This window comes from Streptomyces zaehneri (assembly GCF_032248645.1).
GTDB lineage: Bacteria > Actinomycetota > Actinomycetes > Streptomycetales > Streptomycetaceae > Streptomyces > Streptomyces coriariae.
Genome location: NZ_JASTTJ010000009.1, coordinates 29018 through 41088, shown reverse-complemented (window position 1 = coordinate 41088; position 12071 = coordinate 29018). Strand labels below are relative to the sequence as shown.

Sequence of the window (12071 nt, the reverse complement as noted above, 5' to 3'; positions counted from 1 at the left end):
GCTTCGGGCCCTGTCACACCGTAGCGGTTTCCGGCCGGCCGGAGGGCTAGATGCCCTCCGCCGTCATCCCGTGCACCGCCGGGATCGTGCCCAGCCGGCCCTTCTGGAAGTCCTCGAATGCCTGCTGGAGCTCGTCCCTGGTGTTCATCACGAACGGGCCGTAGTGGGCCATCGGCTCACGGATCGGCTGCCCGCCGAGCAGCACGACCTCCAGGTCGGGCGTGTGCGAGTCCTGCTTCTCGTCCGCGCGGACCGTCAGCGAGGAACCCGCGCCGAAGACGGCCGTCTGACCCAGGTGGATCGGCCGACGCTCGGCGCCGACCGAACCGCGGCCGGCCAGGACGTACGCGAGACCGTTGAAGTCCTCACGCCACGGAAGAGTGAGTTCCGCGCCCGGCGCGAGGGTCGCGTGGACCATCGTGATGGGGGTGTGGGTGATGCCGGGACCGGAGTGGCCGTCCAGCTCGCCCGCGATGACACGCAGGAGCGCGCCGCCGTCCGGGCTCGCCAGGAGCTGTACGTGGCCGCCGCGGATGTCCTGGTACCTCGGCGCCATCATCTTGTCCTTGGCCGGCAGGTTCACCCACAGCTGGAGGCCGTGGAAGAGACCGCCGGACATGACCAGCGACTCCGGCGGCGCCTCGATGTGGAGAAGGCCCGAGCCGGCCGTCATCCACTGGGTGTCGCCGTTGGTGATGGTGCCGCCGCCGCCCTGGCTGTCCTGGTGGTCGAAGATCCCGTCGATGATGTAGGTGACGGTCTCGAAGCCACGGTGCGGGTGCCAGGGGGTGCCCTTCGGCTCGCCCGGCGCGTATTCCACCTCGCCCATCTGGTCCATCATGATGAACGGGTCGAGGTGGCGGTAGTTGATCCCGGCGAACGCACGGCGCACCGGGAAGCCCTCACCCTCGAAACCGCTGGGCGCGGTCGTGACGGTGAGCACGGGACGTGCGACCGCGTCGGCCGATGCGGTGACGCGCGGCAGGGTCAGCGGGTTCTCGACGGTCACTGCGGGCATGTCCGTACCTCCTTGGGCGACGTACGTCCCAGTTTAGTTGAGCATTGAACTTTCTGCTACCCGTAACGATGGGAGCCCGCAGGACATTCCCGTGGAGCGGCGACCGCGCAGGGGCAGTGGCGCGGGGGAACCCTATGACATGGCTGTGAAGGGCATGAGGCATCCGCCGCACACCCGAGGGACAGCCCGGAAGGAGGAGAGGGAAGGGGAGAAGGAGGGGAGGAAGGAGGGGGAGACGGCGAGAGGCGAGAGAGGCGAGAAGGGCGGACGGGGGTGAGAGGGAGAGAGGGAAGAGGAGCCCCTCAGCCGTACATCCGCCGCATCGCGAACTCGACCATCTGCTCGACCGCCTTCGCGTCGAACACCATCCGGTGCTCACCCTCCATGTCCAGGACGAAGCCGTACCCGGTGGGCAGCAGGTCGATCATCTCGGAGCCGGTGATCACGAAGTACTTGGACTCCTTGCCCGCGTACCGGCGCAGCTCCTTGAGCGAGGTGAACATCGGGATCACCGGCTGCTGGGTGTTGTGCAGGGCGAGGAAGCCGGGGTTGTCACCGCGCGGGCAGTAGACCTTGGAGGTCGCGAAGACCTGCTGGAAGTCCTCCGCGGCCAGCTGACCGGTGGTGAAGGCCCGCACCGCGTCCGCGAGGGACGGCGGGGACGGCTCCGGGTAGAGCGGCGGCTGCTGACCGTACCCGCCGTGGCCGCCGGGCATCGGCTGCTGCGGCGGGGCGTACTGCTGCTGTGCAGCACCGCCGTCCATGGGCTGGCCGTATCCGTACATGGGCGCAAGCGTACCGAGCGCGCCCGGCGGGCGGGGCGGTACGGGGGCCCCTTCCGAGGCGCACGGGAGGCGTTACGCGTCACAGATGGCCGGTTCGGGGTTGCGACTTATTACCGGCGGGTAGCATCATCGATAGCTACTTGTTGGTACGTGAACTAGCGCGAGGATCCAAGTCCCTCGCCGATCTCTCTTTACGGAGCCGTCGCCATGGGGCACTACAAGTCGAATCTCCGCGACATCGAGTTCAACCTCTTCGAGGTGCTCGGGCGCGACAAGCTGTACGGCACCGGCCCGTTCGGGGAGATGGACACCGAGACCGCGAAAAGCATCCTCGAGGAGCTGACCCGCCTCGCGGAGAACGAGCTGGCGGAGTCCTTCACGGACGCCGACCGCAACCCGCCGGTCTTCGACCCCGAGACCAACACCGCGCCGGTCCCCGCGTCCTTCAAGAAGAGCTACCAGGCCTTCATGGACTCCGAGTACTGGCGGCTCGGCCTGCCCGAGGAGATCGGCGGCACCACCGCCCCGCCGTCCCTGATCTGGGCGTACGCGGAGCTGATCCTCGGCGCCAACCCGGCCGTGTGGATGTACTCATCCGGCCCGGCCTTCGCCGGCATCCTCTTCGACGAGGGCAACGACGTCCAGAAGAAGATCGCGCAGATCGCCGTCGACCGGCAGTGGGGCTCCACGATGGTCCTCACCGAGCCGGACGCCGGCTCGGACGTGGGCGCCGGCCGTACGAAGGCGGTCCAGCAGGAGGACGGCTCCTGGCACATCGAGGGCGTGAAGCGCTTCATCACGTCCGGTGAGCACGACATGTCGGAGAACATCCTCCACTACGTGCTGGCCCGTCCCGAGGGCGCCGGACCCGGCACCAAGGGCCTGTCCCTCTTCATGGTCCCGAAGACGCTCTTCGACTTCGAGACCGGTGAGCTGGGCGAGCGCAACGGCGTCTACGCCACCAACGTCGAGCACAAGATGGGCCTGAAGGCCTCCAACACCTGCGAGATGACGTTCGGCGACCGGCACCCGGCCAAGGGCTGGCTGATCGGCGACAAGCACGACGGCATCCGCCAGATGTTCCGCATCATCGAGTTCGCCCGCATGATGGTCGGCACGAAGGCGATCTCCACGCTCTCCACCGGCTACCTCAACGCCCTGGAGTACGCCAAGGAGCGCGTCCAGGGTCCCGACCTGGCGAACTTCATGGACAAGGCCGCGCCGAAGGTCACCATCACCCACCACCCCGACGTGCGCCGCTCGCTGATCACGCAGAAGGCGTACGCGGAGGGCATGCGCGCCCTCGTCCTCTACACGGCCTCCGTCCAGGACGCGATCGCCGTGAAGGAGGCGAACGGCGAGGACGCGAAGACGGAGCACGCGCTCAACGACCTGCTCCTGCCGATCGTCAAGGGCTACGGCTCCGAGAAGGGCTACGAGCAGCTCGCCCAGTCGCTCCAGACCTTCGGCGGCTCCGGGTTCCTCCAGGAGTACCCGATCGAGCAGTACATCCGCGACGCCAAGATCGACACCCTGTACGAGGGCACCACGGCGATCCAGGGACAGGACTTCTTCTTCCGGAAGATCGTCCGCAACCAGGGGGCCGCGCTGAACTCCCTCGCCGAGGACATCAAGAAGTTCCTGGCGCTGGGCACCGGCGGCGAGGAACTGGCCGGCGCCCGCGAGCACCTGGCCAAGGCCGCCGTCGAGCTGGAGGCCATCGTCGGCCTGATGCTGACCGACCTCGCGGCCACCGAGCAGGACGTCAAGAACATCTACAAGGTGGGCCTGAACACCACCCGCCTGCTGCTCGCCTCCGGTGACGTCATCGTCGGCTACCTGCTCCTCAAGGGCGCCGCGATCGCCGCCGAGAAGCTGGAGTCGGCCGCCACCAAGGCCCTCTCCGCGAAGGACGTGGCGTTCTACACCGGCAAGATCGCGGCGGCGAAGTTCTTCGCGGCCGACGTCCTGCCGGGCGTCACCCTGGCCCGCAAGATCGCCGCGGGCGTCGAACTCGACCTGATGGAGCTGGACGAGGCCGCCTTCTAGCACGCAGAGGCCGCGTTCCAGGACGCATCCGCACAACCGCGCGACACTCCACATTGTCCTCACGAGGGCCCGCTCCCCATCACCGGGAGCGGGCTCTCGTCCGTCGTTAAGGTGAACCCCATGAGCGCACCCTCCCGCTTCGACCGCGGCCACACCGACGACCTCATGACGTTCCTGACGGCGAGCCCGTCGCCGTACCACGCCGTGGCGAACGCGGCCGAGCGCCTGGAGAAGGCCGGGTTCCGGCAGGTCTCGGAGACGGACGCCTGGGACGCGGAGTCCTCCGCGGCCTCCGCGACGGGGAGCGGTGGCAGGTACGTGCTGCGCGGCGGCGCGATCGTGGCCTGGTACGTACCCGAGGGCGCCGCGCCGCACACGCCGTTCCGGATCATCGGTGCGCACACCGACTCCCCGAACCTGCGCGTCAAGCCACTGCCCGACACCGGGGCGCACGGCTGGCGCCAGGTGGCCGTGGAGATCTACGGCGGTCCGCTGCTCAACTCCTGGCTGGACCGCGACCTGGGCCTGGCGGGCCGGCTGACCCTGCGGGACGGCTCGACGCGTCTGGTCGACGTGGGCCGCCCGCTCCTGCGGGTCCCCCAACTCGCCATCCACCTGGACCGGGCGGTCAACACCGACGGCCTCAAGCTCGACAAGCAGCGCCACCTCCAGCCCGTCTGGGGCCTGGCGGGCGACGTGCGCGACGGCGACCTGATCGCCTTCCTGGAGCAGGAGGCCGGGCTCGCCGCGGGTCAGGTCACCGGCTGGGACCTGATGGCGCACTCCGTGGAGCCGCCCGCCTACCTGGGCCGCGACGAGGAGCTGGTGGCCGGTCCCCGGATGGACAACCTGCTCTCCGTGCACGCAGGTACGGCCGCGCTGACGGCCGTGGCGACCGGCGGCGAGGGACTGCCGTACATCCCGGTGCTGGCCGCCTTCGACCACGAGGAGAACGGCTCGCAGTCGGACACCGGCGCGGACGGGCCGCTGCTGGGCAGCGTGCTGGAGCGTTCGGTGTTCGCGCGCGGAGGGTCGTACGAGGACCGGGCGAGAGCCTTCGCGGGCACCGTCTGTCTGTCCTCCGACACCGGTCACGCCGTCCACCCCAACTACGCGGAGCGGCACGACCCCACGCATCACCCGCGGGTCAACGGCGGCCCGATCCTCAAGGTCAACGTCAACAACCGGTACGCGACCGACGGTTCGGGCCGGGCGATCTTCGCCGCCGCCTGCGAGAAGGCGGGCGTGCCGTTCCAGAACTTCGTCTCCAACAACTCCATGCCCTGCGGCACGACCATCGGCCCGATCACCGCGGCCCGGCACGGCATCCGCACGGTCGACATCGGCGTGGCCATCCTGTCGATGCACAGCGTGCGGGAGTTGTGCGGCGACGCCGACCCGTACCTGCTGGCCAACGCGCTGGTGGCGTTCCTGGAGGGGTAGCAAGTCGGCCGCCGCGCATGGGAGTCGGGCCCCGGGGTACCCGGATCCGGTGGTGAACCGGAGTGGCCGGTACACCGGACAGGAGGCAACATCATGGGCCTCGGCGGATGCATCATCCTCATCGCCGTGGGAGCCATCCTCACGTTCGCGACGGACTGGGACATGCAGGGCGTCAATCTCGACCTGGTCGGCGTCATCCTGATGATCGTCGGGCTGATCGGCGTGACGACGTTCAGCAGCATCGCCCGGCGCCGCCGGGTGATGGTGCCTCCGGCCTCGACCACGGTGGTCGAGACAGAGCGGCACCAGCGCGACGGTTACAACGGCGGCTACGGCGTCTGACCGTGACCCGGGTCAGGCGTCCGGTCCGGCCAGGACCAACGGCAACCGGTCCGCCCCGCCCTCGGTGAGGCGGACCGGAACGCCCCGGCCCCGCCGGTGGACATGACCGACGCGTTACTCCCCCGGCCGGCCTTCGAGCGGCCCCCTGGCCTTCGAGCGGCCCTGCGGGCCGGGCCCCGGCGGGCGGCGGGACGGATCCTTGCCCCACGCTCTCGGCCGCGCCCGCGTGTTCGCCCCAGCCCTCGCCCTTGAGCAGCAAGCTCGGGCGGGCCGACGGAGGCCGGCAGCCGGGTCGGACGGTACCGGGCCGATCCGACGGCCCCGATGTCCTCGCCGGTCGGCCGTCACGTCAGTGCGTGTCCCGTCGTCGCATCCACGTGGTCCGGGACCTCCTCGTGGCGATCGCCGACCGTCGAGGTGCCGGTCGGTTCGAGCAGGAGGATCTCGGTGGGCACGGGCGCGTACGGCTTGTGTTCGGTGCCGCGCGGAACGGTGAAGACGGAGCCCTTGGCAAGGGTCACGGTGCGCTCGCCCTCCGGCTCACGCAGGGAGATGCGGAGCTCCCCCTCCAGGACCAGGAAGAACTCGTCCGTGTCGTCGTGGACGTGCCAGAGGTGTTCGCCCTCGACATGGGTGACGCGCACGTCGTAGTCGTTGACGGCGGTGACGATGCGCGGGCTCCAGCGCTCGGTGAAGGAGGCGAGCGCGGCGGGGAGGGAGACGGGTTCGTTGGTCATTCCCTCATCGTGGGGTGGGCCTCGCGGCCGTGCGAGTGCTAGGAATCGCACATGCCGCAAGAATCCTCTCAGCTCCACCGGGTCGTCCTGGTCGTCGACGAGAACTCGAACCCCTTCGAGATGAGCTGCGCCATCGAGATCTTCGGGCTGCGGCGGCCCGAGCTGGGCCGGGAGCTGTACGACCTCCGGCTGTGCGCGGACGGGACCGCCACCCGGATGCGCGACGGCTTCTTCACGCTCACCGACGTCGCCGGGCTGGAGGCGGCCGAGGACGCGGACACGCTGATCGTGCCGAACCGGCCGGACACCGGCACCCCGCGTTCGCCACGCGTGCTGGACGCCGTACGCCGGGCACACGCGCGTGGCGCACGGCTCGTCGGCTTCTGCTCGGGAGCGTTCACGATGGCGGAGGCCGGGCTGCTGGACGGGCGGCGCGCTGCCTGCCACTGGATGTGGGCGGAGTCCTTCCGGGCGCGCTTCCCGCGTGTGCGCCTCGAACCGGACGTGCTCTTCGTCGACGACGGCGACATCCTCACCGCGTCGGGCAGCGCGTCGGCCCTCGATCTCGGGCTGTACCTCGTACGGCGCGACCACGGCGCGGAGATCGCCAACGCCGTATCCCGCCGGCTGGTGTTCGCCGCGCACCGGGACGGCGGCCAGCGGCAGTTCGTGGAGCGCCCGGTGCCGGACGTGCCCGACGAGTCGCTGGCGCCGCTGCTCGCGTGGGCGCAGGAGCGGCTGGGGGAGCCGCTGACGGTGGCGGAGCTCGCGGCACGGGCGGCGGTGAGCCCGGCGACCTTGCATCGGCGGTTCCGGGCGCAGCTCGGCACCACCCCGCTCGCCTGGCTGACGGCGGAACGGGTGGCGCTCGCCTGCCGGCTGATCGAGCGGGGTGAGCAGCGGCTCGACGTGGTGGCGGCCAGGAGCGGACTGGGGACCGCCGCCAACCTGCGCGCACGCGTGCGGCGCGAGACCGGGCTCAGCCCATCGGCCTACCGGCGGCGTTTCGGACCGGCCGTCGGGGAAGCCGTAACCGCATGAGATTCCTCGTACGCGACCGGCTCCTCGGCTTCGGTGACGACTACTGGATCGAGGACGACCGCGGCAACAAGGTGTACCTCGTCGACGGCAAGGCGATGCGGCTGCGGGAGACCTTCGAGCTGAAGGACACCCAGGGGCGGGTCCTGATCGACATCCACCAGAAGATGTTCGCCCTGCGGGACACGATGGTGATCGAACGGGACGGCGCACCGCTGGCCACGATCCGGCGCAAGCGGCTGTCCCTGCTGCGCAACCACTACCGGGTGGCCCTGGCGGACGGCCGCACCGAACTCGACGTCAGCGGCAAGATCCTCGACCGGGAGTTCGCGGTCGAGTACGACGGCGAACTGCTGGCCGTCGTCTCCCGGCGGTGGCTGCACGTACGGGAGACGTACGGCGTCGACGTCGTACGGGAGGACGCGGATCCCGCGCTGCTCATCGCGGTGGCGGTGTGCGTGATCCACCTCGCGGACAAGGAACGCGAGGACTAGAAGCGTCCAGGGTCCGGGTACCCGAGCGCCGGGAGCCCGGCAACCCGGAGCGGGGGGGGGACCCGGAGCGGGATGACCCGGAGCGGGGGGACCCGGAGCGGGGGGACCTGAGCCCGGAGCCCGGAGCCCAGGAGCCCGGAGCCCAGGAGCCCGGGACGGGATGGGCACCGGCGGACGGCCCGAGCGGGATGCCCCGGAACGGGGTGGCCCCCGGTGATCAGCCCCGGCGTTCGGGAGTGCGCAGGCCGAGCACCCGGTCCTTGAGGGCCGGGAACTGCTCCCGGGTCGTGGCGACCCTGGACGGGTCGAACTCGACCGTCAGGATCTCCTCGCCGGAACCCGCCTCCGCCAGTACCTCGCCCCACGGATCCACCACGATCGAGTGACCCGCCTGCGGAACTCCGGCATGCGTCCCGGCCGTTCCACACGCAAGCACGAACGCCTGGTTCTCGACCGCCCGCGCCCGGGCCAGCAGCGTCCAGTGCGCCCGGCGGCGCTCCGGCCAGCCCGCGGGGATCACGAGGGTCTCGGCGCCGGCGTCGACGAGACCGCGGAAGAGTTCGGGGAAACGGAGGTCGTAGCAGGTGGCGACACCGACGGTCGTTTCGGGGAGGCGGACCGTCACCAGTTCCTCGCCCGCGCCCATCAGCACGGCCTCGCCCTTGTCGAAACCGAAGCGGTGGATCTTGCGGTAGGAGGCGGCCAGGTCACCGGAGGGGGAGAAGACGAGAGACGTGTTGTAGAGCGCGCCCTCGCCCGCGGCGGCACCGCCCTCAGTGGCGTCGTCCACGGAGGCACCGCCCGCTGACGGAGCGCGCTCCGGGATCGAGCCCGCGTGCAGCCACACGCCCGCGTCGCTCGCGGCCTTGGCCATCGCCTCGAACGTCGGCCCGCGCAGGGGCTCGGCCTCACTGCCGAACTCCTCGTAGGCGAACGCCCCGGTCGTCCACAGCTCCGGCAGCACCACGAGGTCGGCGGCACCGGCCTGTTCCCGTACCAGTGCGGCAACCCGCACCCGTCGCGATTCGACCGATTCGCCCTCTTCTACAGCGATCTGGATCAGAGAGGCGCGCACACTACCACCGTCCTGGCATTCGAGTCGTCCACACGGGCCTACGATCGTCACACGAAAGCACTGCCGGGGTGCCTCACAGCAGCGTAACTTAGCGTTCCGAGACACCCGCCGACACCCGGCGACACCCGCTGATAACCGCCGATAACCACCCACACCGCCACCTCCCGCTGGCAACGCCGCCACAACCACCCGAGTACCGACCGCCGAGGGGTCCCGTTTCCGTGAGTCTGCATCCCACCCTCCAGCCCTACGCCGACGCCTGGACCCACTCCATCGAAGCGATATCCGAGCTGGTGCTGCCACTGGTGGAGGCGGACTGGAACCGCCGGACACCGTGCCCCGGCTGGTCGGTGCGCGACATCGTGTCGCATGTCATCGGGCTGGACTGCGAGATGTACGGCGACCCGCGCCCCATCCACACCCTGCCGCGCGACCTGTACCACGTCACCAACGACATCCAGCGCTACATGGAGATGCAGGTCGACGTCCGCCGCCACCACACGGCGCCGGAGATGACGTCCGAGCTGGAGTACACGGTCATCCGCCGCAACCGCCAGCTGCGCAACGAGTCGCGCCAGCCGACCACCATGGTGCGCGGCCCGCTCGGCACCGAGCTCACGCTCGAGGAGTCGATGCGCAAGCACGCGTTCAACGTGTGGGCGCACGAGCAGGACCTGCGCGCCGCCCTCGGCCGGCCCGGCAACCTCGACTCGCCCGGCGCGCACATCGCCCGTGACGCGCTGCTCGCCGAACTCCCGGCGGTCGTCGCCGAGAAGGCCGACGCCCCGCGCAGCTCCGCGGTCGTCTTCGACGTGCACGGGCCGATCGAGTTCCTGCGCACCATCCGCGTCGACATCCAGGGCCGCGGCACCCTGGAGACGGCACCGGCGCTCGGCCCGGCCGCCGCGTTCACCCTCGACTGGGAGACGTACGTGCGGCTGGCCTGCGGCCGGGTGACGGCGCAGGCGGTCGCCGACCGGGTGAAGGCGGAGGGCGACCCGGAGCTGACGGCGGCGATCCTGCGGAACTTCGCGGTCACCCGGTAGCCGGCGGCGCTCCCCTCGGCCACCGCGGCCACCGCGGTCGCCGGTACGAGCGCACCCAGCACCCCTCGACAGAACGGGCCCGTCGTGACGATCACGACGGGCCCGTTCCGATGGCGCTACCGGTTGAGCGGGTGTCAGCCCAGCTTGGCGAAGCCGAAGTTCAGCAGCTTCGTCGCGTCGGCGGCACGTACCGTCGCGCTGGTGGAGGCCAGCACCGTACCCACGACCGTCTTGCCGTTGCGGGTGGCGGCGAAGACGAGGCAGTACTTCGCCTCCGGACCGGAGCCCGTCTTCACGCCGATGGTGCCGCTGTAGCTGCTCAGCAGCGTGTTGGTGTTGGTCCAGGCCGCCATGGTGCGGGTGGAGCCGGTCTTGGTGATCGTCTTGGCGGTGTACGACTTCGTCTTGACGACCGCACGGAAGTTCGCGCTCTTCAGCGAGTTGCTGGCGAGCTTCGTCAGGTCCTTGGCGGTCGAGTAGTTCGAGCCGTTGCCGATCCCGTCGAACGAGTCGAAGTGCGTCCTCGTCATTCCGAGCGCCTTCGCCTTGCTGTTCATCTTGGCGATGAAGCTCTTGACTCGCGCGGCCCGCGTGGTGCCGGTGCCGAACTTGTCGGCCAGGGCGTACGCGGCGTCACAACCGGACGGCAGCATCAGCCCGTAGAGCAGCTGACGGACCGTGACCTTGTCGCCGACGATCAGGCGCGCGGACGAGGCGCCCTTGGCCACGATGTAGTCGCTGTACGCCTTCTGGACGGTGACCTTGGTGTCGAGATTCAGGTTCGACTGCGACAGCACGACATTGGCCGTCATGATCTTCGTGGTGGAGCCGGTGGACAGCTTGGTGTCCATGCCCTTGTTGTACAGCGCGGCGCCGTTCGCGTTGTTCATCACGTAGCCGGTCTTGGCGGCGATCGTGGGCGTCGTGACGGCTTGTGCGGGCGCCGCGGTGAGGGCTCCGGTCGCGAGCACTGCGCCGACGGTGACGGCGACGGATGCGGCCCTGCGGACTCGGATGCCCTTGGTGGCGGTTATCAACTGAAATACCCCGATTACGTCGAATGCCCCTGCGATGCGGCCAAGTTGGAGGGGAAAGAAGAAGAGGCCGCATGTGTGTGACACGTAAGTAGCACAGAAAGTTGTGCGCTTGCTGGGCCGAATTTCCGATTACTTGACCCTGCTCTTACCCGGCCCTCGCCCACCCCGCTTCCCACCTCGCTTCCCACCCCGCTTTCCACCCCGCTTTCCACCCCGCTCCCCGCTCCCTCTCCGCGCCCCCTCCGCGCCCCGCAACAGGTCCGCATTCTGGACCGGTCACCCCGTTGCGTACGTGTTGTATCTATCCTGTGGACATGCCGTCCTCCGCCCCGCCCGCCCCCGCCCCCGTGAAGCAACCGCCCGCCGCCGACCGCGTGTACGCCCACGTCAAGCAGGGTGTCCTGGACCGCCGCTACGAGGGCGGCACCCTCCTCACCGAGGGCGAACTCGCCGAGGCCGTGGGCGTCTCGCGCACTCCGGTACGGGAGGCGCTGCTGCGCCTGGAGGTGGAGGGGCTGATCAAGCTCTACCCGAAGAAGGGCGCCCTGGTCCTGCCGGTCTCCGCACAGGAGATCGCGGACGTGGTGGAGACCCGGCTGCTGGTGGAGGAGCACGCGGCGCGCAAGGCGGTCCCCGCCTCGGCCGCGCTGATCCAGCGGCTGGAGGAGCTGCTCGCGAAGCAGAAGGAGCAGGCCGCGGCGGGCGACCTGGCCGCGGCCGCCGTGACGGACCGCTGCTTCCACGCGGAGATCGTCCGCAGCGGCGGCAACGACATCCTGTCGAGGCTGTACGACCAGCTCCGTGACCGCCAACTGCGGATGGGCGTCGCCGTGATGCACTCCCACCCCGACCGGATAGCCAAGACGCTGGGCGAGCACGAGGAGATCCTTCAGGCGCTGCGCTCCGGTGACGCCGAGGCCGCCGTCGAGATCGTGCACCGGCACGTCGGCTGGTTCTCGCACCTGGCCCGCGGGGAGGTCCGATGAGCCCCCGCCCCCGCAGCCTGA

Annotated in this window: 12 protein-coding genes; 7 read left to right on the top strand and 5 right to left on the bottom strand. The window is 70.0% G+C overall.

What is annotated here, in order from left to right; genetic code table 11:
* Positions 1-46: 46 nt before the first annotated feature.
* A complete protein-coding gene (locus QQM72_RS16810) occupies positions 47-1018 on the bottom strand; it encodes a pirin family protein (protein ID WP_314221688.1) in 972 nt (323 codons plus the stop codon).
* 302 nt (positions 1019-1320) lie between these two features.
* A complete protein-coding gene (locus QQM72_RS16805) occupies positions 1321-1803 on the bottom strand; it encodes an SseB family protein (protein ID WP_314221687.1) in 483 nt (160 codons plus the stop codon).
* Between the two features lie 207 nt (positions 1804-2010).
* Between QQM72_RS16805 and QQM72_RS16800 the strand changes: the two genes are divergently transcribed.
* The 3 genes from QQM72_RS16800 to QQM72_RS16790 all read left to right on the top strand — a co-directional run bounded on the left by QQM72_RS16800 (position 2011) and on the right by QQM72_RS16790 (position 5637).
* A complete protein-coding gene (locus QQM72_RS16800; RefSeq protein WP_057606236.1) occupies positions 2011-3852 on the top strand; it encodes an acyl-CoA dehydrogenase in 1842 nt (613 codons plus the stop codon).
* A gap of 120 nt (positions 3853-3972) precedes the next feature.
* Positions 3973-5295 (top strand): M18 family aminopeptidase, encoded by a 1323-nt coding sequence (locus QQM72_RS16795; RefSeq protein WP_314221686.1) that lies wholly within the window; start codon positions 3973-3975, stop codon positions 5293-5295.
* A 93-nt stretch (positions 5296-5388) separates the two neighbouring features.
* Positions 5389-5637, top strand: a complete 249-nt coding sequence (locus QQM72_RS16790) for a DUF6458 family protein (protein WP_314221685.1) — start codon at positions 5389-5391, stop codon at positions 5635-5637.
* Positions 5638-5981: 344 nt separating this feature from the next.
* On the opposite strand, the gene QQM72_RS16785 is transcribed toward QQM72_RS16790, so the two are convergent.
* Positions 5982-6374 (bottom strand): cupin domain-containing protein, encoded by a 393-nt coding sequence (locus QQM72_RS16785; RefSeq protein WP_314221684.1) that lies wholly within the window; start codon positions 6372-6374, stop codon positions 5982-5984.
* A 51-nt stretch (positions 6375-6425) separates the two neighbouring features.
* Between QQM72_RS16785 and QQM72_RS16780 the strand changes: the two genes are divergently transcribed.
* Together QQM72_RS16780 and QQM72_RS16775 are read left to right on the top strand one after the other, a co-directional pair.
* Positions 6426-7415 carry a GlxA family transcriptional regulator gene (locus QQM72_RS16780; RefSeq protein ID WP_314221683.1) on the top strand — a complete coding sequence of 330 codons (990 nt, stop codon included), beginning with the start codon at positions 6426-6428 and terminating at the stop codon, positions 7413-7415.
* Positions 7412-7906: an LURP-one-related/scramblase family protein gene (locus tag QQM72_RS16775; protein WP_314221682.1), complete on the top strand. Its 495-nt coding sequence runs from the start codon at positions 7412-7414 to the stop codon at positions 7904-7906. The genes QQM72_RS16780 and QQM72_RS16775 overlap by 4 nt, the downstream gene beginning before the upstream one ends.
* Positions 7907-8123: 217 nt before the next feature.
* On the opposite strand, the gene QQM72_RS16770 is transcribed toward QQM72_RS16775, so the two are convergent.
* Positions 8124-8981 carry a carbon-nitrogen family hydrolase gene (locus tag QQM72_RS16770; RefSeq protein ID WP_314221681.1) on the bottom strand — a complete coding sequence of 286 codons (858 nt, stop codon included), beginning with the start codon at positions 8979-8981 and terminating at the stop codon, positions 8124-8126.
* 221 nt (positions 8982-9202) lie between these two features.
* On the opposite strand from QQM72_RS16770, the gene QQM72_RS16765 reads away from it, so the two are divergent.
* Positions 9203-10027, top strand: a complete 825-nt coding sequence (locus QQM72_RS16765; RefSeq protein WP_314221680.1) for a maleylpyruvate isomerase family mycothiol-dependent enzyme — start codon at positions 9203-9205, stop codon at positions 10025-10027.
* 134 nt (positions 10028-10161) lie between these two features.
* Here the strand turns inward: QQM72_RS16765 and QQM72_RS16760 are convergent, their stop codons facing one another.
* Complete coding sequence (locus QQM72_RS16760) at positions 10162-11064, bottom strand: D-alanyl-D-alanine carboxypeptidase family protein (RefSeq protein ID WP_314221679.1); 903 nt, start codon at positions 11062-11064, stop codon at positions 10162-10164.
* A 314-nt stretch (positions 11065-11378) separates the two neighbouring features.
* Here QQM72_RS16760 and QQM72_RS16755 point away from each other — a divergent pair, with 314 nt between their 5' ends.
* Positions 11379-12050, top strand: a complete 672-nt coding sequence (locus tag QQM72_RS16755; RefSeq protein WP_314221678.1) for a GntR family transcriptional regulator — start codon at positions 11379-11381, stop codon at positions 12048-12050.
* The last annotated feature ends 21 nt before the right edge of the window (positions 12051-12071 follow it).

Bases quoted from the DNA above. Each gene is read 5' to 3' on its own strand.
- QQM72_RS16810 (WP_314221688.1), bottom strand. From the start codon at position 1,018: ATGCCCGCAGTGACCGTCGAGAACCCGCTGACCCTGCCGCGCGTCACC.
- QQM72_RS16805 (WP_314221687.1), bottom strand. From the start codon at position 1,803: ATGTACGGATACGGCCAGCCCATGGACGGCGGTGCTGCACAGCAGCAG.
- QQM72_RS16800 (WP_057606236.1), top strand. From the start codon at position 2,011: ATGGGGCACTACAAGTCGAATCTCCGCGACATCGAGTTCAACCTCTTC.
- QQM72_RS16795 (WP_314221686.1), top strand. From the start codon at position 3,973: ATGAGCGCACCCTCCCGCTTCGACCGCGGCCACACCGACGACCTCATG.
- QQM72_RS16790 (WP_314221685.1), top strand. From the start codon at position 5,389: ATGGGCCTCGGCGGATGCATCATCCTCATCGCCGTGGGAGCCATCCTC.
- QQM72_RS16785 (WP_314221684.1), bottom strand. From the start codon at position 6,374: ATGACCAACGAACCCGTCTCCCTCCCCGCCGCGCTCGCCTCCTTCACC.
- QQM72_RS16780 (WP_314221683.1), top strand. From the start codon at position 6,426: ATGCCGCAAGAATCCTCTCAGCTCCACCGGGTCGTCCTGGTCGTCGAC.
- QQM72_RS16775 (WP_314221682.1), top strand. From the start codon at position 7,412: ATGAGATTCCTCGTACGCGACCGGCTCCTCGGCTTCGGTGACGACTAC.
- QQM72_RS16755 (WP_314221678.1), top strand. From the start codon at position 11,379: ATGCCGTCCTCCGCCCCGCCCGCCCCCGCCCCCGTGAAGCAACCGCCC.